Source organism: Tessaracoccus bendigoensis DSM 12906, assembly GCF_900141915.1.
Lineage (GTDB): Bacteria > Actinomycetota > Actinomycetes > Propionibacteriales > Propionibacteriaceae > Arachnia > Arachnia bendigoensis.
On the sequence record NZ_FQZG01000006.1, the window covers coordinates 50,311 to 75,617 of the forward strand.

Genomic DNA, 25,307 nt, shown 5'->3' on the forward strand with positions numbered 1-25,307 from the left:
GTGTGAACAGCACACCCGGCGATGTGGGCGGCTGGTTCCGCACGGCCGACGAGAACGCCGTCATGATCGTCGACACCTCGGCCTGGTCGCCCGGCGAAGGGTCGTTCGGGCGCGTCTCAGACGATGACGATGTCACCGCGGCCTTCGACCTGTTCCGGGGCCGGTCGACCTTGGTCCTGACCGGGGCGGGCATTTCCACCGATTCGGGCCTGCCTGACTACCGGGGCCGCGACTCGGTGCCGCGTTCACCGATGACCTACCAGGAGTTCGTCTCCTCGGATCTGAGCCGGCGTCGCTACTGGGCCCGAAGCACCGTCGGCTGGCGCTTCTTCGGACTGGCTGTCCCGAACGCGGCCCACCTCGCTTTGGCGAGACTGGCGGAGCTGACCCCGATCTCGGGCGTCGTCACCCAGAACGTGGACGGGTTGCATCAGAGGGCCGGGTCGCGCCCCGTCGTCGACCTGCACGGCCAGCTATCCGACGTGATCTGCCTGTCGTGCGGCACCCGGGTCGACCGGGCCGCGATGCAGGAGACCCTGATCCAGCTCAATCCGGGGTTCCGGAGCCGCCTTGAACTCCTGGCTGAGCAGGCGCGGACGGCACCCGACGGCGACGCCGAGGTCGACCGGACCGCCGACTTCGAATACCCGGATTGCCCGGATTGCGGGGGCATCCTCAAACCCGACGTCGTGTTCTTCGGTGAGAACGCGCATCGCGAGACGGTGGTGGCGGCCAACCGGCTCCTCGACCGCTCCGACGTCCTGCTGGTGCTCGGCACGAGTTTGACGGTGATGAGCGGGTTGCGATTTGTGCGCCGCTCGGCGAAGGAGGGCCGGGACGTCATCATCTGCGGCGACGGCGAGACTCGCGGCGACGACCTGGCGACGCTGCGCCTGCACGGTCGCCTCATCCCGATCCTGACCCGATGGCTCGACCTCGCCCACCCCTGACGCTGTGGTTGAGGAAGCGTTGAGCACTATTCCGGGTTCGTTGCCCAAATGACGCCGATTTGCGGCGTTTCGGCGATCGAGTCCGGGATAGTGCTCATCGCCCACCCAGCCCCAGCACCACCCAAGCCGTAGAATCTGCCCGTCACCGGACGAAAGGCACCCATGGCTGGCGGACTCGCGGCACTCCTCGACGACATCGCGGCGATCGCCCGCGCGGCGGCAGCATCCGTCGACGACATCTCGGCCGCAGCGGCCAAGGCCTCGACCAAGGCGGTGGGAGTCGTGGTCGACGACGCCGCCGTCACCCCACGCTACGTCCAGGGCTTCACCCCGGATCGCGAACTGCCCGTCATCTGGCGGATCGCGAAAGGGTCGGTGTTCAACAAGGTCGTCTTCATCCTGCCCGTGATCCTGCTGCTCAGCTGGCTCGCACCCTGGGCGCTCACGCCGCTGCTGATGTGCGGCGGCCTCTATCTCAGCTACGAGGGGGCAGAGAAGCTGTGGGAGGCGGTGAGCGGACACAGCAAAGTCAAGGAGGCACCGGCCCTGGTCAAGGGCGGCAACCACGAGGACACCATGGTGAAGGGAGCCATCGCCACCGACTTCATCCTGTCCGCCGAGATCATGGTGATCTCGCTGAACGAGGTCGCCGACCTCTCCATCTGGGTTCGGGCCGCGGCTCTCGTCGTCGTCGCCCTTGCGATCACCGCGCTCGTCTACGGCGTCGTCGCGATCATCGTCAAGATGGACGACGTCGGCCTCAAACTATCGCGACGTGAGAACACCGAGGGCCTGGGCCGGGCGCTGGTCAAGGCGATGCCTGTCGTGCTCAAGGTGCTCAGCACCGTCGGGGTCGCCGCGATGCTCTGGGTCGGCGGCCACATCCTGCTGGTCGGCATGAACGACCTGGGCTTCCATCCGATCTACGAGTTCGTCCACCACCTCGAGTTGGCCGCGACAAATGCGGCGGGCGGGTTCGTCGGTTGGCTTGTCAACACGCTCTTCTCCGCGCTGCTCGGCGTGATCATCGGCGCCATCGCCGTCGTGGTCATGCACTTCCTGCCGTTCGGGAAGAAGCAGCACCTTGACGCCGACGACGTCCATGCGGAGCCTTCCAACCCAGGAAGCGACGCCTGACTCCCGCCCTGCTTCATCCAGTCCCGACCTGAAGGTTCCGGGCAGTTCAACCTGACCGGACGTGCACAGATCTCTGTACACGTCGAGGCAATCGCTATCCGGCCCTTGCTCAACGCATAGAGAGATCTGTGCACAGGCCCGCGTTCCCGCAGGGCCGACGAAGACGCGGCCCGCCCCGATTCCGAGGCGGGCCGCATTTCGTCTACCCAACTCAGCGGACGACGGCGAGCCCCGCCGTCCAGCCCACCTGCTCGGTGGCCGCCAGCACCAACTGGGCGAAGCCGACCGCCTCAAGTTCGCGGGCCCGCTTGAGCGACCCGAGGTCGAGCGCGACCAATCCGGCCGCCTCCACGACTTCCGCGAGGCTGTCCTTGGCCTCTTTGTCGTCCCCGGCGATCAGGACGGTGACGGTGTTCTTCCCGATCTTGCCGGAGTTCAGTGTCGCCGCGAAATTGGTGTTGAACGCCTTGAGCACCTTCGACTGCGGCAGCTTCCCGGCCAGTTGCGCCGTCGCCGAGCTGTCGGCAGGGACGACGAGCGAGTCGAAGGTCTGGAAGTCGAGGGGGTTCGAGATGTCGACGACGACCTTGCCTACCAGCTGGTCGGCGCGCTCGGCCACGACGTCGTCGTGGGCGCCGTACGACACCGCGAGGACGACGATGTCGCCTTCCACCGCAGTGGCCGTGTCGCTGTGCGCAAGCACCTGAACGGTGTTGCCGCCCCTGGTCGCGAGCCCGGCGATTGCCTGCCCCATGTTGCCTGAACCGATGACTGTGATGTTGCTCATACCTACTCCTTTTGGTTGTTGCGTCAACCAATATACATCGATTGCTTGTCGTGTCAACCATTGAGTAGCATGGCCCCATGACGACATGGCTCGACTCACGCGAGATGAGGGCCTGGCGTCGGTTCTCGTCGGTCCTGGAACTGCTCCCAGGCGTACTGGAGACCCAGCTCAAGCGCGATTCCGACCTCACCCACTTCGAGTACTGGGTGGTCGCGATCCTCTCCGAGGCCCCCAACCGCACTCTGCGGATGTCAACGCTGGCCCGCCACACCAGCGGCACCCTCCCCCGGCTCTCGCACGTCGTCAAGCGACTGGAGAAGCGCGGCCTGGTGGAACGCACACCGCACCCCGACGACGCCCGCGTCACCAACGCTCATCTGACCGACGCCGGCTGGGACCTCGTGGTCGCTGCGGCCCCAGGGCATGTCGCGACGGTACGGGAATCGCTGATCGACGCCCTGACCCCCGAGCAACTCGATCAACTCGCGGCCATCGGGGAAGCGATCCTGGGCAGGATCGCCCCCGAGATCCTGCCAACGCTCGACGATCACCACGACTGATCATTTCCCAAGCCCCCGGCCAGGCGACGCCTCGGGGTAGACCCCTGCGGTGACTGCGCCTTTCGGGGAGCCACCGGCAGGTTGACAATGGTTGAGACTGACCGCTCCGACCGAGCCGCCGCCACCCATCCATAAGCGAATCCGGATCGGCACTTGCCATCATTAACTAATCCGGTTTAGGATGGCCGCAGCAACCCCGATTCCGACACCTTCGAAGGAGAAGATGTGCTCGAACTGCACCGGTCCTCGACCAGCCGCCGCCCGGCGGCCCGGCGACGCATGTGCGGTTCGCGTCCCCGTCGCAGAAACGAAGCCCCCTGAGACAGCCGATCCGATAGATTCCGGTTCAGACGCACCGGAACACCGCACGCAACGTCACGGTCAGTCGCGGAAGAGCCCGGCTGATCCCCCCGGCGAAGAGGCCGGAGAAGCCCTCGCAGCCAAAGGAGGCTGGAAGCAGATGGACGACCGACTATGACATCCACGCCACTTGTGGGGATCAACTCCCCGGATTCAGAGGCCCCCGAGGCGAAAGAGACCCCCGAGAGCGCGGGGCGCGACCGCCGTGTATTGAAGGACCTGGCCTTCCTCGGCAAACGGCTCGTGACCTACGCCTTCATCGGGTTCATCAGCATCGTGTTGAACTTCGTGTTCCCGCGCCTGATGCCCAACGATCCGGCCGAATCCATGATCCGCGACATCTACCAGAAGACCGGCCAACGGCCGAGCTAGTTCCAGATCGACCAGATCCACCGGATGTACGGCGACCCGGACACCAACATCTTCGTCCAGTTCTGGAACTACATCTCCCAGCTGGCCCAGGGCGACTTCGGCAAGTCGATCATGTACTACCCGATGGAGGTCACCGAGCTGGTCGGTAAGGCCATCCCTTGGACCCTCTGGCTCTCCATCGGTTCGATCATCATCGGCTGGATCATCGGCACCGTGCTCGGCGCCCGCCTGGGCTGGAAGCCCGGGGCAGGTTCGATTCGTTCATCACCCCGGTGACGATGTTCTTCGCCTCGATCCCCGCCTTCTGGCTCGGCCTGATCGCGGTGTGGCAGCTGTCCTACATCAAGGGATGGTTCCCAGCCCAGGGATCGGTCGATCAACGCATCCAGCCGCAGAGCCTCACCAATCCAGACTTCATCGTGAGCGTGCTTTACCACTCGATTCTGCCGATGGGCGTGCTGATCGTCGTCGGCTTCACCGGCTGGATGCTGAGCATGCGCAACATGATGATCACGACCGTCAACGAGGACTACGTCCACCTGGCCAGGGCAAAGGGCCTCAAGCCTTCGGTGGTGCGCAGCCGCTACGCGATGCGCAATGCGCTGCTTCCCAATGTCACCGGTCTTGCCCAGTCCTTCGGTGGCGCGCTCACCGCGGTGGTTCTGGCGGAAACGGTGTTCATCTACCCGGGCGTCGGCGGCCTGGTCGGCGCCTCGACCGGAACCCGTGACTACCCCCTCCTCCAGGCACTGATGCTGATCATCATCTTCCTGGGGCTCATCTTCAACTTCATCGCAGACTCCGTCTATGTCCTGCTGGATCCGCGAATCCGAGACAAGGACTGAGAGCATGTTCAAGCGATTCATCTCCGTCCCGAAGGTCCAGATCGGGCTTGGCATCATGGGGTTCTTCACCCTGGTCGCCATCTTCGGCAAGCCTTTCGCCACCCACGTTCTGCACCGGCAGCCGACCGACGTCTTCCTGGACGCCATGGGCGTCGGCCCGAGCCTCGCACACCCGATGGGTACCACCGTCAGCGGCCAGGACGTCCTGACCTGGATGCTGCACGGCACCTACAACTCGATGTTCGTCGGATTCGTCTCGGCCATCATCGCCACCATCATCGCCCTGGTGATCGGAACCCTCGCGGGCTTCCTGGGCGGCTGGGCTGACAACGTGATCAACGCGTTCATCCTGGTCTTCCAGAACATCCCCAGCTTCCCGGTGCTCATCATCATGGCCGCGTTCTGGCGCGACATGCCGCTGGTGGTCGTCGCACTCATGGTCGGCATCTTCGAGTGGACGGGTGGGGCCAGGCGGATCCGGGCCCAAACGCTCAGCCTCCGCAACCGTGACTTCACCACTGCCCTCCGGACCGTTGGCGAAGGAAAGCTGCGGATCGTGATGGTGGAGGTCATGCCGCACCTGTTCGGGATCGTGTCTCCGATGTTCCTGACGGCCATCGCCGCAGGTGTCTCGATGCAGGCCTCGATCGCCATGCTGGGCATCGGAAGCGCCGGTGAACCCAGCTGGGGCCTGATCATCAACTACGCCTTCCAGCAGAACGCGTTGTTCCGAGGAATGTGGTGGTGGTTCGTACCGCCGGGCATTGCGCTGGCCCTGCTTGGCTTCGCGACCACGATGGTCAACTTCGGACTCGATGAGGTCACCAACCCGACCCTCAGCTCGAAGCGCATGAAGCTCATGACCAAGTTCAAGAAGAAGCTGCGGATGCGCGACTCCCGCGCCCTGCCGGTCGAGGTGGCCTGACGTGACTGATCTCCTACCCGCAACTGACATTCTCCACGCGGAGACCCCACACATCGAGACATCAGAGGAGATCGCGGCGCGGCTCGCTGCATCCCCACCCCTGCTCGTGGCCGAGAACCTCGATGTCACCTACGTGACAGAGGCAGGCGAGGTGCCGGCCTGCCGCAACGTCAACCTGACGCTGCACCGTGGCGAGATTCTCGGGGTCGCCGGGGAATCCGCCTCCGGCAAGTCAACCCTGCTCAACGCCCTGGCAAGGCTCCAGCGCCCCCCGGCAATCACCAGCGGCGGCAAGGTCACGTTCTACCCGACCGATGACAGCGATCCGATGGAGATCAGCTCGATGTCCGAGGAGGAGCTGCGCGAGCGTCGCTGGACCTCGCTCTCGTTCGTCATGCAGTCGGCCATGGCCTGCCTCAACCCGGTGATCCGGCTTGAGTCGCAGTTCACCGACGTCATCCGGGAGCACGACCCCGAGGTCTCGAAGGAGGATGCCAGCAAGAAGGCCGGAGAACTGCTTGAGATGGTGGGCATCCCGGCTCACCGGCTCAAGGCGTTCCCGTTCCAGCTCTCGGGTGGGATGCAGCAGCGGGCCCTGATCGCCCTTAGCCTCGCCTGCGACCCCGACGTCGTCTTCATGGACGAGCCCACCACGGCCGTCGACGTCATCATGCAGCGCCAGATCCTCAGCCAGATCCTGCACCTTCAAGCTCGACTCGGATTCGCGATCGTCTTCGTCACGCACGACCTGTCCCTCCTGCTTGAGATCTCCGACCGGATCGTCATCATGTACGGCGGCCGCTTCGTGGAGGTCGGGTCCGCCGAGCAGATCTACGAGTCGGGGCTGCACCCCTACACGAGGGGTCTACGCAGTTCCTTCCCGCCCCTTTCGGAGCCAGTCAGGAAGCTGCATGGCATCCCTGGGACCCCTCCGGACCTGCTGGGCTTGCCGGTGGGTTGCGCATTCGCGCCGCGGTGCCCGAGGGCGACACAGCTCTGCCTGGAGGAACGCCGGAACTGACTTCCGTGGCAGGTGGCCAGGCTGCGTGCCACCATCCCCACCTGCGCGGCGAGAGCGATACCGAAGGAAGTGAACAGCTGTGACCGACGTCATATCTTCCGCCCGCGACACCCGTGAGGTGGTGTTGCAGACCAAGAACCTGAAGGTTCACTTCGATGGCGAGAACAGCGAAGGCAAGAAGGTCAAAATCCGCGCCGTCGACGGAGTCGATTTCACCCTACACAAGGGCGAGATCGTCGCCCTCGTCGGTGAGAGCGGCTGCGGCAAGACCACCTTGGCGAGGGTCTTCTCGCTCATCTACAAGCCGACCTACGGTGACGTGACGGTGCTCGGGCAGCCCCTTAAGGAGGCGGCGCGCAACGAGCGCAAGTACTACCGCAAGGTGCAGCTGATCTTCCAGGATCCGTTCGCGTCCATGAACTCGCTCAAGCGCATCGTGCACATCGTGGGCCGGGTCGTCCAGATCCACAAGATGGCAGGCCGTGGCGCCGCGGTCCGTAAGCGGGTCGAGGAACTCCTCGGGCACGTCAACCTGGTGCCCGCCGAGAAGTTCATCAACCAGTTCCCCACCGACCTTTCGGGTGGCCAGAAGCAGCGCGTCGCGATCGCACGTGCCCTTGCGGTCGAACCGTCCATCATCCTCGCCGACGAACCGACGAGCATGCTGGACGCGTCGATCCGGCTCGAGGTGTTGAACCTGCTCTCCGACCTGCGCGACAACGACGGCCTCGCGGTGCTGATCATCACCCACGACATCGCGAGCGCCCGCTACCTCAGCGACCGGATCAACGTCATGTATGGCGGCCGGATCATCGAGGAAGGGCCGACCGAGAAGATCGTCAGCGACCCGGTGCATCCGTACACCGAGCTGCTGATCGGGGCTGCACCCGATCCCGCACACTACAAGGGCTCAGGCCACTCCGCGGTGCAGGCCTCGTCGACCAACGCACCAGTCGACAACTCCATCAAGATGGTTGGCTGCCGGTTCGCAAACCGCTGCCCCCACGCGATCAGCCGTTGCGTGGACGCCCCCATCCCCGAATACGTCTCCAAGGACGGAGACCGGCGAGCGATGTGCATCCTCGCCGAGAAGCGTGACGACTTCATCAACCCCAACGACCCGGCGCTACCGGGAGCAACCAGCTACACGGAGGAACAGCTATGAGTATTCGTACGACCCAGATCTCGAGGCGCACCCTGCTCGGCGGCCTCGGCGCCGTCGCCGCAACCGCGACCCTGTCCGCCTGCGGCGGCAACGGCGGCGGAAATGGAAGCGGAAACGGCGAAGGTGGTGGAGGCGCCGGGTCGACGATCTTCGTGATCGGCACTGGCGTCGCGGCCTCCAACCAGTTCCCGAACAACTTCAACCGCTATGGCGGCGGCGACACCGCCCCCGGTATCGACCTGGTCTACGAAAGCCTGTTCCGGCTCTCCTCCAAGGACGGTGGACAGCTGATTCCCGTCCTGGCCGAAAAGGTTGAGCACAACGACGAAGGCACCCAGGCTACCTACACCCTCCGCCAGGGCGTCACCTGGTCTGACGGTGAGCCCTTCACTTCCAAGGATGTGCTCTACACCCTCGGCACCATCTACGGTGAACCCAACCCCGCCCCGGCCGAGGACGAGTTCGTCTGGCTTTCCAAGGCGATCGAAACTCCCGACGACTACACCGTCATCGTCAGCTACAACGACGATCAGCGGCAGCAGGAAGTCAACCTGGCCCTGTACTACCCGATTGTGCCCGCGCACGTGTTCCAGGACGGTGACAAGCTCGAGTTCCCGCAGGACACGATGGCCAGCCCCATCGGCACCGGTCCGATGAAGCTGAAGAACTTCGGCAGCCAGCTCGTCCAGTACGAAGCACGCGACGACTACTGGGGTGGCGCGGTCGGTCCGGTGGAGGTCCAGTTCGTTCCCTCCGGCACCGCGGGCAACATCGAGACCCAGATCACCCAGGGCAATGTCGACATGGCCGAAGGTGGTAACCCCGGCGTCGTCAAGGGCTTCGCCACGGCCAAGGACACCAACCATTACAACTTCGTCGCCGACGGCGCCTCGCGCGGCGTGATCTTCCAGGTGCAGAACACCGAACTGCCGACCTCCGATGTCAACATCCGCAAGGCGCTCAGGGGTTCGATCGACTTCCCAGCGGTCGCGGACGCCGCCGGTATCGGCTTCTCGATCCCCAACGTGGCTGGCGTCGATCCGGTCATCAACGAATCGATCCAGCAGCCCGAGTTCAACGAACCCATCGCGATGGACGTCGATCAGGCCAAGAAGGACCTGGCCGCGGCCTCATGGACGGTCAACGCCAACGGCAACCTGGAGAAGGACGGCAAGGAGCACCCGCTTACCATCCAGGTCCAGAACGACCAGGCAACCGACATGGTCACGGTCCCGATCCTCGTCGCGCAGTGGAAGGAGAACCTCGGCCTGAACGTCACCTTCGACCCGAAGCCGAAGGACGTCATGGACGGCATCCTGCAGAGTGGCACCTTCGACATGGTGGTCAGCGGCGTGAACTACCCGGGAACGCCCTGGACGAACTACACGATGTACGACCAGAAGGTGACCCCGGCAGGCGAGACGGGCACCAACGGTAACTGGGGTCGTTGGACCTGGTCCGATGAGGCCGAGCAGTCGATGAGCATCCTGGTTTCGACGCTCAACACTCCCGAGACCAAGGATAGGATCGCCGAGGGCGTGCAGGGTGTGCAGGCGGCCATCCGCGACGACGCCCCCTTCATCCCTTACCAGGGTGGCGGTTCCGGTGTCATGTCGAGCAGCATCAACTGGGCCGAGCTGCCCAACGTTGCAGACGTCAACTACTTCCCGCGGGTCGGTGGCATGGGCAACCTGATCAACCTGCTGAAGGACGTCAAGTCCGCGTGACCTTGTGACGTTTGAGGGGCGGGTGGCCATGGCCACCCGCCCCTCAAGTGCTCTGCTTGCCTTCAGCCGAACGTCCGGGCGAAGGGGGTCAGCCAGGTCTGCAGCCGCTCCCAGGTCTCTTCCTGGCTCATCGAGTCGGCGGCGTCGCACCACACGGTGAGCTTGGCCCCAAGGAAACGCGGTTCCGCGGCGTCGATGTCCAGCCAGGATCGTTCCCCCGCCAGCCCCATGAACCTGGTGGGGCGGAACGTCTCGGCGATGTCTTCGCCCGACTTGAGCCCGGTGACATTGGGTTTCCCGTCTCCGGACAGCACGAAATAGAGCAGGTCGCCGTTGGAATTGAGCACCCGGTAGCCGGAGTCCAGGTAGTCGTTGACGCTGGGCGTCCAGTCCCGCCAGCGGACCCAGACATCGAGCGCGATGTCGTTCGGCACCGGGACCAGCGGGCTGGCCGAGGCCGGGACGACGTGGTCGTTCCAGAGCCAGATGTCGTCGACGCGAGGGCGGAGATGCGCCGCCAGTTCTGTGATGTACAGGGCGTAGGCGTCCTCGACGGCGGCGCCCTCCTCCGCAGCGGCACGCGCCCAGTCGAGCAGCACCGGGTAACGGTCCGGGCGTCGCTCCTCCTCCCCTTCCCAGGGGGCGGCCAGGTATTCATCGCCGCCAAGGTGGACGACCTCGGGCTCGAAAAGGTCGAGCGTGGCGTCCCACAACGAGCGGATGTGCGCCGTGGCGTCGGGGTTGGAAATGTCGACCTTGTCCGGGTGTACGGCGCCGCTTCGGTCGGTCAGGCACCACTCAGGGTGGCCAGCCAGCAGCGCGACGGCGTGCGACGGCGTATCCAGTTCGGGGACGAGCCGGACCCCGCACGCCCTGGCGGCCGAGGAGAGTTGGCCGATCTCGGCCGCCGACAGCGCCCCAGGCGAGGCCAACGCCTCGAAGCCGGGCAGTTCCACGCCGAGCCCCGTTGAATCGGAGAGGTGCAACTGCAAGGTGTTGAGCCCGAGTTCCCCCATCGTTTCGAGCAGCCTGGTCACCCAGGCCCGGCTGAACCGCTTCCGGCCGATGTCGAGGCCGATGCCTCTCACCTGAGGGCCCATGTCTAACCTTTCGATAGTGCTGCCACCGGGATCGGCTGGGTGCCGAGGTTGCCCGAGTAGTCCGTCAGCTCGACGACAAGGTGGCCGTCGAGGCTGGTAAGGGGGCGCGGGTCCTGGAGGCCGGCGTTGCTGGCGTCGCCCCGGGTCACCGAGAGCAACTCGACGTCTGAGCCGTCCTCGCGCACGTGCGTTACGCGCAGCTTCCACCAGTCACGCGGGCTGGGCGAGTGAACCACCAGCGCCCCGTCGACCAGCTCGAGATCGGAGAGGGGCAGCGGGGCTGCGACGGTGTCGCGGGTGTGTCCGCGCACCACGATTCCGGTCGACTCACCTTCGGGGGTCAGCGTCAGGTCGAAGAGGTGCCCTTCAGCGACGGGCACCGGCACACTCGCCTGCCCGACCGCCAGCGGCACCTCGACCTCAAACGGCCCACGCAGGCGCGGATCGGGCTCGTCGACCAGCGCGACGCTCACGCGGCACCGGCGTCGATCGTCGACGGCAGGGTCCCACCTCACGTCGACCAGCCCGGGCCTTGCGGCCTGCACCAGGAGCCCCGAGGCGGTCGGCGCCTCCTCAATCCGCAGGTCACTTGGGAAGGCGGCGAAGTCGTGCGTGAGGGTCACGGGCGCAGAAAGCGCACCGTCCTTGGCGATGGCCCTCAGCTCATAGCGCACCAGAGCATCGGTGGGCGCACGCTTTGCGTAGGCGCGCTCCGCGTAGCCCTGATAGAGGTGTCGGGCGGACCCGTCGCCGCCGATCGCGGTCAGGAGATAGCCGTCGACGTCACCGAAGGGGGCAAGTTCCCATTCGGCCTTGAGCTGCCTGTCCGCGTAGACGGCGGTCAGCTCGAATCCGCGCGGGGCGGCCGGGGCTGCGGCCCCGGACGAGATCGCGATCTGCCCCACGTTGACCTGGTAGCCGACGGCTGGCGCGAACTGTAGGCCGATGGTTGCCAGGCGTCGACCGGCGAACCGGTCGAGCGGCACCTCGACCGTCGTCCACCCGATCGACGTGGAGGTCACGGGGAGGTCGACGACGACGGGGGTGTGCGGGTCGTCGGCGAAGACGAGCAGCAGCCCCGGAGCCGGATCTTCCGCACCGCTCTTGCGCAGGGTGAGCCTGGCGGTCGTGGAGCCGCCGATGTTCAGGTCCGTCTTGAACAGGCGCAGGGTTGTGGTGGCCGTGATGTCGCCGTGGATCACCAGCGAGCTGCCGCCGAACCAGGCGCCGATACCGAAGAACGGTGCCTCGACCTCCCGACCCGAGGCGTCGCGTCGGGGCTGCCAGGGGCCGTAGTCGAAGTCGACACCTGGCCGTGCGCCGTCGGTGTCGATCCACCACTGCCAGCTGGGCAGGAGCGACTGGGAACCGATGTCGCCCCACTGCCCGCCCGTGACCTCACCGTCGTCGTACCAGGCCATGCCGTGGCCGGTGTTGAAGGTCGAGTGGAAGTCGGTGCCGCCGATGACGGAGCGCTCGGGGGTGAAGTCGGCGACCCCGACCCAGCCGGACGCGTCGTCGACGCCGACCTCGGGGCGCGATGCGCCCTGCTGTTTCCCGGTCCTCGTGGGGTCGGCGCGCACCCCTGAGAAGAACATGCGCTCACGCTCGGTGACCATCCACTGGTAAGGCTCCTGCTGCATGAGCGGCGGGTCGCCTTGGCCCCGGGTCGCGGCGAGTCCCTCGTCCAGCCCCATCTGGTAGTAGTCGCTCGGTGTAAACAGCGCGACGGACCCGCGCGGGTTGCGTGTGCCCGCCGCGTAGAGCATCGGCAGGTCCGCGAGCGACGGGTGGGCGCCGGACAGCTTGCCCATGCAGGCTTCCACGCCGAAGAACAGGCTGTCGAACGGGTCGACCCCGGTTGCCGCGGCGTGGTTCAGCGACCGGTCGACGTCCTCGGACCATTCGTAGTTCACGAAGACCGAGTCGTGGATCTGGCCGTTGGCCTCGTCCCGTAGCCAGGCGGCTTTGGCCTCGTCGTAGAAGCTGTTCTGGTCGTACCACTGCGTGTACAGCCCCCGGGCGGTGAGCTCTGCCATGAAGGGTTTGAACTCCGAGTCGTCGCCGTGTTCCTCCTGGTTCAGGAAGTAGCTGTCGAAGCCGCAGTACGCCGCCAGTTCCACGAGCTTCTCGAGGATCACGTAGCCGTTGGTGTCGGGGTCGCGCAGGAAGGTCTCGTGGAACGTCAGGCCCGGTCGGAAGTCCGGGTCGAAATAGATCGTGCCGATCGACCTGACGCCGTTGCGGTGCGCCGCATCCGTGTAGGCCGGGTTCGGGATGTTGACGATGCCGAACTCGAAGCCCCGGTTTCGCCAGTGGCTTGTTTCGGGGTCGTAGAGCGCCGACGGCGTGTCTGCGGTCGCCGCGCCGTGCCATGGGCTGAAGTAGTCGACGTAACCCCAGAAGTTGAGGGCGTGGTTGCAGAAGTCGTCGTTGGCCATTGCGGTGTCGAAGAACGCGTTGCCGTAGTCGGCCTGCATCAACATCACCTGGGCATGGCCGTCGAGCGACGGGTCGGCCTGCGTTTCGCGCAGTGCCGCGATCCGTGGCTGCAACGGAACCCGGGACCTCAGGAAGGCCGCGTGTGGGTCGGCCTCCGGGGTCCAGTCACGGATCTCCTGGATTCGGTATCCGGAGAATCGGGGCTGGGCCGAGGCGAGGGCCTTGTCCTCCTTTGGCGGCACGCAGTCGGCCATGGTCGCCCCTACTGCTCGTCAGGCTTCGGGTCGGGGCTGCCGCCGTGGTCCTCGGGGCGGTGCAGGCGCCCGGTGCCGCCCATCTGCCACGGCTTGGCGCCTCCAACGCTGCGGTGGTTGATCCCGGCCGCGTCCCAGCGACCACCCTGGACCACGAGCCTTGCGAAGAAGTCGTCCTCGGCCGCTGGCTGCTTGGCCCAGCCGATCTCGGCGATGGCAGCGGCCCTCGGGAACGCCATGTATTCCTTCGCCTGCGCGGTCGGCATGTACTCCGACCAGAGCTGGCCCTGAACGCCGAGAAGGGTTCCCGGGGCGTCGGCCGGCACGTCGAGCGCCGGGTCGTAGCCCAGCACCTTCTGCCAGCTGGTGAAGGCCCCGATCGCGAAGGGTTCGCGCTGATCCTCCGACTGGTACTGGTCGAGGTAGGTGTAGTGCCAGGGAGCCATCACGGCCTCCTGGCCGCGGCGGAGAGCCTCGACGCCGGGGCCGTGTCCACGCCAGGACATGATCACGGTGCCGGGCGACTCGTGGTCGTCGATGACCTCGTCCCAAGCCACGGCCTGGCGCCCACGCTCGGTGAGCCAGTCGCGCATGTGGTCGGTGAACCAGTTCTGCAGGTCCTCCACGCGCGCCAGCCCGAGCTCGGTGGCCAGTTCGGCGGCGGCGGCGCTGGCCTGCCACTGGGTCTTGGGGCATTCGTCGCCGCCGATGTGGATCCGCTTGGACGGGAACACGTCCAGCAGTTGGGTGAAGATCTCCTCGACCATGGCCACCGTGTCCGTGTCGAGGTGCAGCACCTCGTCGAAGACCCCGAAGGTGGTGGCGACCGGCTTGCGCTCCGCGGCCGGGTCACCGAAGTGAGGGTAGGCGGCCAGCAGCGCCCGGACGTGGCCGGGCAGGTCGACCTCAGGGACGATGGTGATCCCCCGGTGCTGCGCGTAGTCGACCAGGGCCCGAAGCTGATCCTGCGTGTAGAACCCGCCGTGGGGGGTCCCGTCGTTCTCCTTCTGCGTCCAGACGTGGGTGTCGGTGCGCCAGGAACCCACCCGAACCAGGCCGGGGTAGCCCTTGACGTCGAATCGCCAGCCCTGGTCGTCGGTCAGGTGCAGATGGAGGACGTTCAGCTTCAGTGCGGCCATCTGGTCCAGGAAACGGTACAGCGCTGGCAGCGGCTCGAAATGCCTGGCGACGTCGAGCATGAGGCCACGCCAGGCGAACCGCGGCGCGTCCGAGATGGTGACGTGCGGGAGGCTGAGCTCGGCCCCCGGCAGCGGCCACGGGCCCGAGGCCCACTCCGGGAACAGCTGACGCAGGGTGTGCGCGGCGGCGAGGAATCCGTCCCGGTCTGTGGCGCTCACCCGGATGCCCGAGCCGTCGACCTTCAGTCGGTATCCCCCCGCCGCGATGTCGGCGTCGTCGACGAGCGTGAGGAGTGCTCCGTCGCCCTCGCCGAGCCGGATGCCAGTGCCCGTTCCGAGCGCGGATTCGACGGCGTCGACGGCCGACGGCGCCCCGGAGACGGTGACGCGCCGAGGCAGCGTGAGGCGACCCTCACCCAGCTCGACCGTCTCGGGCGTCGGGATCAGACCCAGCGCATTGACGCGGTCCGCGCCCGCGTGCAGGGCGTCGTGGACCCGGTCGATCCATTCCCAGGGCGCAGCCACTCCGCCGGGCAGCGCGTTGAAGTACTCCCAGACGTCGACGCCACCGATCTCCGGGTAGCGGGCTGCCACCTCGGACAACGTGACGCACAGTTGATCGATCTCCACGAAACCGGTGCCGGTCTCGGGCGCCCCGATCGCGCCGAGCACGAGCTTGTCAACGGGGTAGACACCACGGTCGATGACACGCTGCACGTCGCGCAGGTCGGAGAGTTCGCCGAAGCCGCTGTAGAACTGGATCTGCACCCAGTCGATCTCCTCGCCGCGGGCGCGGTAGAGCTCCTCGTAGTCGAAACCGGAGAGGTTTGCGCCACCCCACATGGCGGAGGCGACCGGGGCGAGGATGATGTCGAACTCCCGGCCGAAGTCGGCGCGAAGCGCATCGATGAGCCGAATCACGACGTCAAGGCTCATGTCCTGCTCGACGTCGATGTCGATGCCCTGGAGTTGGTGCGCCTTCAGGAAATCGCGCAGCGGCGGGTAGTAGGTGTCGAACTGGTCACCGTCGAGCTTGTCCGTGGTTCCGGGTGCCCACCCACCGACCATCACCAGGACGGGGACCCCCGCCTCCTGGACCATGCGCGTCTCCGCCCAGAGCTGGTCGTGGTAGGGATCGTCGTGCGGGTGGTCGTTGAGGGTGACGGTCTTGTCCTCGTTGATATGGACCGCCGCCAGGACGAGATGCGTGAGCTTGCCGCTCTCGATCATCGGGGCCAGGGGGACGAACGTCTCACCGTGTCCGTGGCTCTGGTGGTAGATGACGACGCGCGGGGTGGCTTCGGGCTTGACCATGGAAATTAGCTCCAGCACTTGATCGGGGTTGGGTGGGGGCACTTCGTTGCGCACAGACAGGCTGACAATCCGTGCGACGACTCTACTAAACCGGTTTTGCTCTCGTCAAGGGGCATGACATGATGGTTCCCGCAGGACCCCTTGCACCACGAAGGGCAGCAACGACGATTGCCCCGTGACCCGGCACCGTCATCCGACTCGACCGAAGAAGGATTTGTTGATGGAGAACCGTCCCCAGGCCAACGACATCTGGATGCCACCGCTGCCCCCGCTCTCGGAGGGGGGCCTCGCCCGTCCCCGGATCGGGATCGCGGGCATCTCCATCGAGTCGAGCACCTTCTCGCCCCACCTGTCCGGCGACGAGGCGTTCACCATCCGCACCGGGCAGGACCTGCTGGACTACTACCCGTTCCTCGCCCCCGGCCAGGACCTTCGCGAGGCGGCCGACTGGGTGCCCATCTACCATGGCCGCTCCTTCCCCGGCGGGGCGGTCGTCCCGGCCAAGTTCCGCGAGATGTCGCAGGCGATCGTCGACGGCATCCTGGCCGATGGCCCGTTCGACGCCCTGTTCTTCGACATTCACGGTGCGATGAGCGTCGTCGACCTGCAGGACGCGGAGGGCGTTCTCGCGACCGCCGTGCGTGAGGCGATCGGCGAGGAGGCCCTGATCTCGACGTCCATGGACCTGCACGGCAACGTCTCGCGTGAACTGCTCGACGCCGTCGATCTCATCACCTGCTACCGGATGGCGCCGCACGAGGACTGGATGAACACCAAGGAGCGGGCCGTGTTCAACCTGCTAACCCGGCTGCGCTCCGAGGCCGGTGCCGACCCTGTGGCCCGACGGCCGTTCAAGGCCTGGCGACAGGTGCCGCTGTTGCTGCCCGGAGAGAAAACCAGCACCCGGCTGGAGCCCGCCAAGGGGATCTACGACTCCGTCGCCGACGTGGCAGACCTTGACGGCGTGCTCGACGCCGCGCTGTGGGTCGGCTACGCGTGGGCCGACGAACCGCGTTGTCAGGCCGCCGTCGTGGTCACCGGCGACGACCGCGATCTGATCGCAGTGGAGTGCCGGAAGATCGCGCTGTCCTATTGGGACGCCCGCGACGAGTTCGTCTTCGTCGGGCCCACCGACACCCTTGCGGGGGCGCTTGACTCGGCGCTCGCACCGGGCGCCGCGCATCCGTACGTCATCTCGGACTCGGGGGACAACCCGACGGCGGGCGGGGCCGGGGACGTGTCTTGGACCCTGGGCGAGCTGCTGGCGAGGCCGGATCTGGTCGACGGCTCCCGTGTCGTCATCCACGCCTCCATCTTCGATCCGGCTGCGGTCGGCGTCGCCAAGCAGGCCGGCGTCGGGGCGACCGTGACGCTGGAGGTCGGCGGCCGTGTCGATCCCGGGCCACGCGGCCCGGTGAGTCTGACCGGGGAGGTCTTGTCCGTCACCGAGGGTGACCCGGTTGCCGGGGTGCAGGTCGTGATCGGGAGCGGCAGCGTGCGTGCGATCATCACGGAGCGCCGCAAGCCCTTCCATCATCTCGACGACTTCCGCATGCTCGGCCTCGACCCGGCCGCGGCCGACGTCGTGATCGTCAAGATCGGCTACCTTGAGCCCGAACTCTACGAGTTGGCCGCCGACTGGACGTTGGCGCTGACCCCCGGTGGCGTGGACCAGGACCTGATCCGGCTCGGCCATCACCGCCTCGCGCCCGGCGTCTACCCCTTCGACGCCGACGCCCCCGAACCGGACCTCACCCCGGTCGTCACCCGACGCTGAGCCCCGACCACACCGTCCAGGAGGATGGCAGATGCTGAACTTCGAGAAGCGCACAGGGCCGGACTTCGGCGCAGACGCCCCGACCTACCCGGCCGGGGAGGTGCCCGACTGGTACCGGGATGCGAAGCTGGGCTTCTTCATCCACTGGGGGCTCTACTCGGTGCCCGCGTGGGCCACGACCCACGGTGAGCGCGACGTCCCCGTCGAGGACGCCTACACGCACCACCAGTACGCCGAGTGGTACGCCAACACGGTGCGAATCACCGGCAGCCCGGCCTGGCTGCGGCACCAGGACCGCTACGGCACCGGCACCAGCTATGAGGACCTGGCGCAGCTGTGGCGGGTCGACAGCTTCGACGCGGACGCCCTGGTGGGCGAACTCGTCGACGCCGGGGCCCGCTACGTCATCCCCACCACGAAGCACCACGACGGCTTCTGCCTGTGGGAAACGGCCACCACCGGTTTCAACGCGGTGCGTCGCGGGCCGGGCAGGGACCTCATCGCCGAGCTGCACGACGCCACCCGGCGGGCGGGGGCCAGGTTCGGGGTCTACTTCTCGGGTGCGCTCGACTGGCACGTGTCGGACTTTCCCCCGATCGAGTCGGACACGGACCTCTTCCGCTTCCGGCGCAACGACGCAAGGTTCGCGCGCTACGCCGCGGCCCAGCTGGCCGAGTTGGTGGAGCGGTTTGTCCCCGAGGTGCTCTGGAACGACATCGAATGGCCCGACGGAGGTAAGGGCCGAGACGACTTCGCGCTGGCCGCGGTGCTGGGTCGCTACCTCGACGCGGTGCCGGACGGCGTCGTCAACGACCGTTGGGGGGTGCCGTACCACGGGTTCCTGACCCGCGAGTACACCGGGATGGACGGCATCGCCGATCAGGTGTGGGAGTCGACGCGCGGGCTGGGGTACTCGTTCGGGTACAACCAGGCAGAAGACACCAGCCACAGCATGTCCGGCGCCGCGCTGGTGCGCCACCTCGTCGAGGTCGTGAGCCGCAACGGCAACCTGCTGATCAACGTGGGCCCGCGCGCCGATGGGAGCATCCCGGAGCTGCAGTTGGCCGCCATGCGCGAGCTGGGCGCCTGGTTGCGGGTCAACGGCTCCGCGATCTACGGCACCCGGCCGTGGCTGCGTTGCCGGAACGAGGAGGGCACCCCGTGTGCGTACACGGCTTCCGAGGATGCGGTCTTCGTCCACATCCTGGACCCCGGCGCGGCCACGGCGACCTTGCCGGAGGAGTTGGCCGAGGGGGGTAGGGCCAGGTGGGCGGACGGCTCAGCCGCGCATGTTGAAGGCGGTCAGGTGATCATCCCCGAGGGGCTGCGAGGGGAACCGGTCGCCGTCCTGACGGTGGCTCGCTGAACCGGGTCGCCGTCCTGACCTTGAGCACTATCCCGGGGTCGCCGTCCGGGCCACGGGTCGGGCGTCGGGGATGCGTCGCCAGGGGGGAATGCCCGCGCCGCCCGCGAGCCCGGCGCGACTCGACCTTGAGCACTATCCCGGGGTCGACGTCCGAAAAGACCTGTTTTCACGTTCAAACCACCAACGAACCCTGGATAGTGCTCAACGCCCGACGCAAGCAGAGTCCCAGCGGCGCCAGACCCCCCGTCACCAGCGAAATGCCCGCGACACCAGCGAAAAGCCTCGACACCAGCGGTATACAGCAGGTATCCAGACATACCGCTGGTAACCACGCCACAACGCTGGTGACGACGTCCAACCCGTAAGCAGCACCTCGTCGACGGCGCCGTCGACACCACCCGTCGACCCGCACCACCCGGGCGCGACCCGACCTTGAGCACTATCCCGGGGTCGACGTCCGAAAAGACCTGTTTTCACGTTCCAATCCCAAACGAACCCTGGATAGTGCTCAACGCCCGACGCAACCACAGCCCGACGCAACCACAGCCCGACGCAACCACAGCCCGACGCAACCACAGCCCAAGAAGCCCCAGCACCCAACCCGCGCGCGGCGGCCTAAGCTTCGGGATCCGTCGAACCGCGCACGATCAGTTCCATGGTCGGCTCGGTGCGCCCACTGACGGGTCGACCGTCGATCGCGTCGAGCAACGCCTCGGCCGCGTGGCGACCGAGTTCGGCTGGGTCGCGCACCATGGCGGTGATCTGCGGCCGGACGATCCGGCACATTGGTGTGTCCTCGAACGTTGCGATGGCGACCTGATCCGGAATCGAAAGCGACGCCTCGACGATCGCGACGACGCCGCCAAAGACCAACACCTCGTTGTCGAAGATGATCCCGGTGGGAGGTTCCTGTGACGAGATCAGCGCCCAAGTGGCCGCCCTCCCGGACTCCTCACTGAAGTCCGTCGACGACGGCGGTAGCGCGACGACGCCACGTTCTTCGCAGCGCTTCTCAAAGGCCTCCCGCCGACGCTGCGTGTGCAGCAGGTCAGGCGACCCGCTGACGTGCGCCAACCGACGGTGGCCGAGGTCGGCGAAATGGTCGACGAGTCTCTCCATCGCGGCGCCGTCGTTGACCCTGAGTGTCGGCAGTGTGGACTGCGACTGGGCTCCGACGACCACCCCGGGGAGCTGCAGATCCGCCAACAGTGTGGGGCGCGGATCGTCGTCCCTCGGGTCAGTGAGGATCACACCGTCGACCCGATGCTCGGCCCACCATTGCCGATAGGTGTCCACCTCCTCTTCGACGCTGGTGGCGAACCTGAGCACCAGGTTGCGCGACCTCGCGCTCAGGATCCGCTCAACGCCGGCGATGAACTGCATGAAGAAGCGCTCACCGGTGAAGCTCTCCTCCGACCTGGCGATCACCAGGCCGACGGCGCGGGCCTGGCGCGCTGAGAGCGCGACGGCGGCGACGTTGCGGGTCCAGCCCATCTCGTCGGCGATCCGCTTGACCTTCGCCCTAGTCTCCTCCGAGACCCCGTCCCTGTCGTTCAGGGCGAACGAGGCCGCGCCGGGCGAGATGCCAGCGGCCTTGGCGATGTCACGGATAGTGGGGCGATTCACACCGTCAATGCTGACACGACGCCACCAGTTCTGCCATCTGGGGACACGCATCGTGAATAGTGGTTGCTCTCGTTACTAAACCGGATTAGAATGATCGCGCCAACGCCAGTTCATCGTCGAAAGGCCCGCTGTGCACGATCACGCCCCCATTCTCGACGGCAGGGTCACCCGCCACCTCAACGAGAAGATCCGCCCCGTCGAGACCACCGTCGTGGCTCAGCTCAACGTCGCAATCGCGCCCCTGACCGACGCTGAAGGCTCGACGGCGCTCGGCGCCTGCCCCGGGGTCGTAGGCCAGGGTGAACCCATCCCCGCCGCCGAGGCCCTGCTGCTCGACTATGAACCGTTCGAGGTGGGCTCGGAGTGGGGACCGGCCTGGGGCACCAGCTGGTTGCGTTTCCGTGCGACGGTGCCGCCGGAATTGCGTGACGCCGAGCTTGAACTGTTCATCGACCTGGGCGGGGAGTTCGAGTCACCCGGCTTCCAGGCCGAGGGGCTCGCCTACCGCGCCGACGGCACGATCATTAAGGCTCACAATCCGTACAACAAGTGGCTGCCGGTGGAACCGGACGCCGACGGCAACGTCGAGGTCTACCTGGAGGCAGCCGCCAACCCTGTTGTGCTTGGTCTTCCCCCCTTCGCGCCCACCGAACTCGGCCGCAAGACAACCTCCGGGTCGGCACCGATCTACCAGCTCCGACGGGCCGACCTCGTCGTCGTCAACACCGACGTCCGCGAGCTGATCGCCGACCTCCAGACCCTCAGGCAACTGGCGGAAGAACTGCCCGAAACGAGCGAGCGCCGCTGGGAGATCCGCCGCGCCATGGACCGCGCCCTCGACCGGATCGACCTGTTCGACATCCCTGCCACCGCGGGCGCAGCGCGCACCGAGCTTGAGCTTGTCCTCTCCCGACCGGCGGCCGCCTCGGCCCACACCCTGTCGGCGATCGGGCACGCCCACATCGACTCCGCCTGGCTGTGGCCGCTGCGCGAGACGCGCCGCAAGGTCGCAAGGACGATCGCGAACCAGCTGAACCTCCTGAAAGACCATCCCGAGCACATCTTCGCGTTCCCCGCGGCGCAGCACGCTGCCTGGCTGGAGGAGGACCAACCGGACCTGTTCGCGCAGTTGAAGGACGCCATCGCCTCGGGCGGGATCGTGCCGGTGGGTGGCATGTGGGTCGAGTCCGACGCCAACCTGCCCGGCGGCGAGGCGATGTGCCGCCAGTTCCTGTACGGGCGCAACTACTACCGCGACAAGTTCGACCACTACTGCCCCGAGGTGTGGCTGCCCGACTCCTTCGGCTACTCCGGCGCATTGCCGCAGCTTGCGAAGCTCGCGGGCGCCCAGTGGTTCCTGACGCAGAAGATCTCCTGGAACCAGGTCAACAAGTTCCCGCACCACTCGTTCTGGTGGGAGGGCATCGACGGCACCCGGATCTTCACGCACTTCCCTCCTGCCGACACCTACAACTCCGACCTGTCCGGCTCTAACATGGGCCACGCGGCCCGCAACTTCCAGGACAAGGGTCGCGCGGCCACGTCGCTGGTTCCCTTCGGATGGGGCGACGGCGGTGGCGGCCCGACCCGGGAGATGCTGGGCCAAGCGAGCCGCATCGCCGACCTCGAGGGCTCCCCGAAGGTCCGCATCGAGGCGCCGCGCGACTTCTTCGCCCGCGCGGAGGCCGAGCACGAGTCGCCCGGCGTCTGGGTCGGCGAGCTTTACCTTGAGTTGCACCGCGGCACGTTCACCTCGGTCGCCGAGGTCAAGTCGGGTAACCGGCGCAGCGAACACCTGCTTCGTGAGGCCGAGCTGTGGTGCGCCACGGCCGCGACCCGCGGGCTCATGGAATACCCGCTTGAGCGGTTCGGCGACCTCTGGCGCGAGGTCTGCCTCTACCAGTTCCACGACATCCTGCCCGGCACCTGCATCGCATGGGTCTACGACGAGGTGCTGGCGGGCCACGCCCGCGTCGCAGAGGAACTCGAGACGCTGATCGGCCAGGCCCAGCGGCTCCTCGCCGGTGAGGGTTCAGACGCCATCACGTTCAACGCCTCTCCCCTGGTCCGCGACGGAGTGCCCGCGCTGGCTGGCGGCCCCGCCACGGCCCCGAGCACCCGGATCGACACCGCCGCCGACGGCGCCATCACCCTCGACAACGGCCTGATCCGTTTGAAGGTCGACGCGGACGGCCTTGTCACCTCCCTCTTCGAGGAGGCGACCGGCCGCGAGGTGATCCCGACGGGGGTGCGCGGCAACCTGTTGCAGATCCACCCCGACTTCCCCAACATGTGGGACGCCTGGGACATCGACCCGTTCTCGTTCAACACCGCGACCGACATTCTCGGCGGAACCCCCGAACTGGTCGAGGGTGACGGCGAGGCAAGCGTCGTCGTCAACCGCCGGTTCGGCGACTCCAGCGCCACGCAGACGCTCACCGTCAAGGCCGACGACCCGCGGCTGCATGTGCGCGTGGATGTCGACTGGAAGGAGCGCGACACGCTGCTCAAGCTCGGCTGGCCCATTGACGTCCACACCGACCACGCCGCGTTCGAGATCGAGATGGGCCACCTGGTGCGCCCGACCCACACCAACACGTCGTGGGACGCGCACCGCTTCGAGGTCCACGCCCACCGGTGGCTGCACGTCGGCGAACCCGGCTTCGGCGTCGCCGTCGCCAACGCCCAGACCTACGGCTGGGACGTCACCCGCCAGGCCCGCGACGGCGGCGGGACCTACTCCCTGGTGCGCGCCTCGCTACTCAAGGGCGCCCGCTACCCGGACCCTCGAACCGACGTCGGCCAGCACTCCTTCTCGTTCACGATCCATCCGGGGGCAACGATCGAGGACGCGGTCGCCGACGGCTACGCCGCCAACCTCACGCCGCGCACCCTCACCGGCTCCCCGGTCGCCGCGCTGATCGACGTGGATGGGCCGATCGCCGTCGAAGGCGTCAAGCTGGCCGAGGACGGCTCAGGAGATGTCATCGTGCGCATCTACGAGCCGTATGGCAGGCGCGCCACCGCCACCCTGAAGGCCGGGTTCGAGGCGGTCTCCGCCGTCGAGACCGACCTCCTTGAGGACGAACTCGTGGTGGGCAACCCGCAGCAGCAGGTCGCACCGAGCGCAATCTCGACCCCACTGTCCGACGGTTCGGTCGGCGTTGCGCTGCGGCCGTTCCAGGTCGCCACGATCCGTTGGGCTCGCTGACATGCGTATCGGAGTCAACTACACGCCCAGAGTCGGCTGGTTCCACAGCTGGCTCGACCTGGATCTCGAGTCGGTCAAGGCAGACTTCGACCAGATCGCAGAGCTGGGCCTCGACCACGTCCGCGTGTTTCCCCTCTGGCCGCTCTTGCAGCCGAACCGCGGGTTGATCAGGCCGACAGCGGTCGCCGACCTGGTCGCCGTCGTCGATGCCGCAGCCGCAAGCGGGCTTCAGGTCAGCGTCGACGCCCTGAACGGGCACCTGTCCAGCTACGATTTCCTGCCGAGCTGGGTGGTCACCTGGCACCGTCAGAACCTGTTCACCGACGAGGTCGCGCTGGCCGGTGAGGCGGCGCTCGTGCGGGAACTGGGTAGGGCGCTGCAGGACCATCCTGCGGTGACCGGCATGACGCTCGGCAACGAGTTCGCCCAGTTTGCGGGCCCTGCGCCGGGGCACCGGCACCCGATGCTCTCGGAGGCCACCGCGGACGACGTCGACGCCTGGTTCGACACGCTGCTCGCACCGCTGGAGGAGGCCTGGCCCCTCGGACGCCACCATCACGGCTTCGACGACGACCTCTGGTTCGTCGACGAGCACCCGTTCACGCCGCGCCACGGCGTCACGAAGGGCGCCTCGACCACGGTGCACTCATGGGTGTTCTCGCAGGTCGGGCCGCGCTACGGTGAAGGCCACCCGGCCCTGACGTCGTTCCCGCGGTATCTGCTGGAGCTGGCCCGTGCCTGGAGCCCCGATCCTACGAGGCCGCTCTGGCTCCAGGAGGTCGGGGCACCGCGAACCCACGTCCCGGACGCCGACGCTGCCGACTTCGTCAACGCGACGATCGACGCCGTCGTCGACACCCCCGGCCTCGAGGCCACCACATGGTGGTGCAGCCACGACGTGAACCGTGCCCTCCTGGACTTCCCGGAACTGGAGTACTCGCTGGGGCTGTTCACCTCTGACGGCGTGGCCAAGCCGGAGGCCAGGTTGCTGGCTGAGCGGATGGCCGAGTTGCGTGCGGTGTCGATCCCGGCTGCCCAGGATGCGCCCGAGCGTCCTACGATGGAGTTCACCGCCGACTGGCATACCGGCGCCGGACGAGGGGTCACAAACCCGATGGGCGACTTCTTCGACGAATGGCAGTCCAGGTTCGCCCGCGGCGAGGTGTGCGGGATCTCCAGGAGGCAACCGGAGGCCTAACGACACTCCCGTCGAAACTGTGCGGCAGAAC

The 25,307-nt window shown here is 66.9% G+C and carries 18 protein-coding genes and 1 pseudogene; 14 read left to right on the plus strand and 5 right to left on the minus strand.

The window, feature by feature from the left end:
- Window positions 1–2 precede the first annotated feature (2 nt).
- The gene (locus BUC15_RS01825) at window positions 3–950 is read left to right on the plus strand and encodes an NAD-dependent protein deacetylase (RefSeq protein ID WP_245787850.1); all 948 of its coding nucleotides are present in this window, start codon (window positions 3–5) and stop codon (window positions 948–950) included.
- A gap of 162 nt (window positions 951–1,112) precedes the next feature.
- Window positions 1,113–2,087: a DUF808 domain-containing protein gene (locus BUC15_RS01830; RefSeq protein ID WP_073185867.1), complete on the plus strand. Its 975-nt coding sequence runs from the start codon at window positions 1,113–1,115 to the stop codon at window positions 2,085–2,087.
- Window positions 2,088–2,298: 211 nt separating this feature from the next.
- Here the strand turns inward: BUC15_RS01830 and BUC15_RS01835 are convergent, their stop codons facing one another.
- Window positions 2,299–2,874 carry an NADPH-dependent F420 reductase gene (locus BUC15_RS01835; protein WP_073185868.1) on the minus strand — a complete coding sequence of 192 codons (576 nt, stop codon included), beginning with the start codon at window positions 2,872–2,874 and terminating at the stop codon, window positions 2,299–2,301.
- Window positions 2,875–2,951: 77 nt separating this feature from the next.
- Here BUC15_RS01835 and BUC15_RS01840 point away from each other — a divergent pair, with 77 nt between their 5' ends.
- The 8 genes and pseudogenes from BUC15_RS01840 (at window position 2,952) to BUC15_RS01865 (ending at window position 9,849) form a co-directional block, all read left to right on the plus strand.
- Window positions 2,952–3,434 carry a MarR family winged helix-turn-helix transcriptional regulator gene (locus BUC15_RS01840; protein WP_073185869.1) on the plus strand — a complete coding sequence of 161 codons (483 nt, stop codon included), beginning with the start codon at window positions 2,952–2,954 and terminating at the stop codon, window positions 3,432–3,434.
- A gap of 474 nt (window positions 3,435–3,908) precedes the next feature.
- Entirely contained in the window at window positions 3,909–4,166 is a 258-nt protein-coding gene (locus BUC15_RS20180) for a hypothetical protein (protein ID WP_217652073.1), read from the plus strand.
- A 24-nt stretch (window positions 4,167–4,190) separates the two neighbouring features.
- Window positions 4,191–4,442, plus strand: coding sequence for a hypothetical protein (locus BUC15_RS20185; protein ID WP_217652074.1), 252 nt, complete (start codon window positions 4,191–4,193; stop codon window positions 4,440–4,442).
- 2 nt (window positions 4,443–4,444) lie between these two features.
- Window positions 4,445–5,011: an ABC transporter permease gene (locus BUC15_RS20190; RefSeq protein ID WP_245787856.1), complete on the plus strand. Its 567-nt coding sequence runs from the start codon at window positions 4,445–4,447 to the stop codon at window positions 5,009–5,011.
- Between the two features lie 4 nt (window positions 5,012–5,015).
- Window positions 5,016–5,936: an ABC transporter permease gene (locus BUC15_RS01850; RefSeq protein ID WP_073185870.1), complete on the plus strand. Its 921-nt coding sequence runs from the start codon at window positions 5,016–5,018 to the stop codon at window positions 5,934–5,936.
- A gap of 52 nt (window positions 5,937–5,988) precedes the next feature.
- Window positions 5,989–7,040, plus strand: a pseudogene (locus BUC15_RS01855) (ABC transporter ATP-binding protein).
- On the plus strand, window positions 7,037–8,122 hold the full coding sequence (locus BUC15_RS01860) for an ABC transporter ATP-binding protein (protein WP_139280052.1): 1,086 nt from the start codon (window positions 7,037–7,039) through the stop codon (window positions 8,120–8,122). The pseudogene BUC15_RS01855 and the gene BUC15_RS01860 overlap by 4 nt, the downstream one beginning before the upstream one ends.
- Complete coding sequence (locus BUC15_RS01865; protein ID WP_139280053.1) at window positions 8,119–9,849, plus strand: ABC transporter substrate-binding protein; 1,731 nt, start codon at window positions 8,119–8,121, stop codon at window positions 9,847–9,849. Before BUC15_RS01860 ends, BUC15_RS01865 begins: the two co-directional genes overlap by 4 nt.
- A 62-nt stretch (window positions 9,850–9,911) precedes the next feature.
- On the opposite strand, the gene BUC15_RS01870 is transcribed toward BUC15_RS01865, so the two are convergent.
- The 3 genes from BUC15_RS01870 to BUC15_RS01880 are packed head-to-tail and all read right to left on the minus strand — an operon-like array spanning window position 9,912 to window position 16,098.
- Entirely contained in the window at window positions 9,912–10,949 is a 1,038-nt protein-coding gene (locus tag BUC15_RS01870; RefSeq protein ID WP_073185871.1) for a family 20 glycosylhydrolase, read from the minus strand.
- 2 nt (window positions 10,950–10,951) lie between these two features.
- Entirely contained in the window at window positions 10,952–13,645 is a 2,694-nt protein-coding gene (locus BUC15_RS01875) for an endo-beta-N-acetylglucosaminidase (protein WP_073185872.1), read from the minus strand.
- 8 nt (window positions 13,646–13,653) lie between these two features.
- Window positions 13,654–16,098: a family 20 glycosylhydrolase gene (locus BUC15_RS01880; RefSeq protein WP_073185873.1), complete on the minus strand. Its 2,445-nt coding sequence runs from the start codon at window positions 16,096–16,098 to the stop codon at window positions 13,654–13,656.
- Window positions 16,099–16,318: 220 nt separating this feature from the next.
- Between BUC15_RS01880 and BUC15_RS01885 the strand changes: the two genes are divergently transcribed.
- Entirely contained in the window at window positions 16,319–17,875 is a 1,557-nt protein-coding gene (locus BUC15_RS01885) for a M81 family metallopeptidase (RefSeq protein WP_073185874.1), read from the plus strand.
- Window positions 17,876–17,906: 31 nt separating this feature from the next.
- Window positions 17,907–19,241 carry an alpha-L-fucosidase gene (locus BUC15_RS01890; protein ID WP_073185875.1) on the plus strand — a complete coding sequence of 445 codons (1,335 nt, stop codon included), beginning with the start codon at window positions 17,907–17,909 and terminating at the stop codon, window positions 19,239–19,241.
- 615 nt (window positions 19,242–19,856) lie between these two features.
- Here BUC15_RS01890 and BUC15_RS01895 read toward each other — a convergent pair.
- Window positions 19,857–20,867: a LacI family DNA-binding transcriptional regulator gene (locus BUC15_RS01895; protein WP_073185876.1), complete on the minus strand. Its 1,011-nt coding sequence runs from the start codon at window positions 20,865–20,867 to the stop codon at window positions 19,857–19,859.
- A gap of 130 nt (window positions 20,868–20,997) precedes the next feature.
- Here BUC15_RS01895 and BUC15_RS01900 point away from each other — a divergent pair, with 130 nt between their 5' ends.
- On the plus strand, window positions 20,998–24,078 hold the full coding sequence (locus BUC15_RS01900; RefSeq protein WP_073185877.1) for an alpha-mannosidase: 3,081 nt from the start codon (window positions 20,998–21,000) through the stop codon (window positions 24,076–24,078).
- A 1-nt stretch (window position 24,079) separates the two neighbouring features.
- Window positions 24,080–25,276 carry a glycoside hydrolase 5 family protein gene (locus BUC15_RS01905; RefSeq protein ID WP_073185878.1) on the plus strand — a complete coding sequence of 399 codons (1,197 nt, stop codon included), beginning with the start codon at window positions 24,080–24,082 and terminating at the stop codon, window positions 25,274–25,276.
- Window positions 25,277–25,307: the final 31 nt, after the last annotated feature.

What these genes read in the sequence shown, in the direction of transcription:
- BUC15_RS01830 (WP_073185867.1), top strand. Translation starts at nt 1,113, where the DNA reads ATGGCTGGCGGACTCGCGGCACTCCTCGACGACATCGCGGCGATCGCC.
- BUC15_RS01835 (WP_073185868.1), bottom strand. Translation starts at nt 2,874, where the DNA reads ATGAGCAACATCACAGTCATCGGTTCAGGCAACATGGGGCAGGCAATC.
- BUC15_RS01840 (WP_073185869.1), top strand. Translation starts at nt 2,952, where the DNA reads ATGACGACATGGCTCGACTCACGCGAGATGAGGGCCTGGCGTCGGTTC.
- BUC15_RS20180 (WP_217652073.1), top strand. Translation starts at nt 3,909, where the DNA reads ATGACATCCACGCCACTTGTGGGGATCAACTCCCCGGATTCAGAGGCC.
- BUC15_RS20185 (WP_217652074.1), top strand. Translation starts at nt 4,191, where the DNA reads ATGTACGGCGACCCGGACACCAACATCTTCGTCCAGTTCTGGAACTAC.
- BUC15_RS20190 (WP_245787856.1), top strand. Translation starts at nt 4,445, where the DNA reads ATGTTCTTCGCCTCGATCCCCGCCTTCTGGCTCGGCCTGATCGCGGTG.
- BUC15_RS01850 (WP_073185870.1), top strand. Translation starts at nt 5,016, where the DNA reads ATGTTCAAGCGATTCATCTCCGTCCCGAAGGTCCAGATCGGGCTTGGC.
- BUC15_RS01865 (WP_139280053.1), top strand. Translation starts at nt 8,119, where the DNA reads ATGAGTATTCGTACGACCCAGATCTCGAGGCGCACCCTGCTCGGCGGC.
- BUC15_RS01870 (WP_073185871.1), bottom strand. Translation starts at nt 10,949, where the DNA reads ATGGGCCCTCAGGTGAGAGGCATCGGCCTCGACATCGGCCGGAAGCGG.
- BUC15_RS01875 (WP_073185872.1), bottom strand. Translation starts at nt 13,645, where the DNA reads ATGGCCGACTGCGTGCCGCCAAAGGAGGACAAGGCCCTCGCCTCGGCC.
- BUC15_RS01880 (WP_073185873.1), bottom strand. Translation starts at nt 16,098, where the DNA reads ATGGTCAAGCCCGAAGCCACCCCGCGCGTCGTCATCTACCACCAGAGC.
- BUC15_RS01885 (WP_073185874.1), top strand. Translation starts at nt 16,319, where the DNA reads ATGGAGAACCGTCCCCAGGCCAACGACATCTGGATGCCACCGCTGCCC.
- BUC15_RS01890 (WP_073185875.1), top strand. Translation starts at nt 17,907, where the DNA reads ATGCTGAACTTCGAGAAGCGCACAGGGCCGGACTTCGGCGCAGACGCC.
- BUC15_RS01905 (WP_073185878.1), top strand. Translation starts at nt 24,080, where the DNA reads ATGCGTATCGGAGTCAACTACACGCCCAGAGTCGGCTGGTTCCACAGC.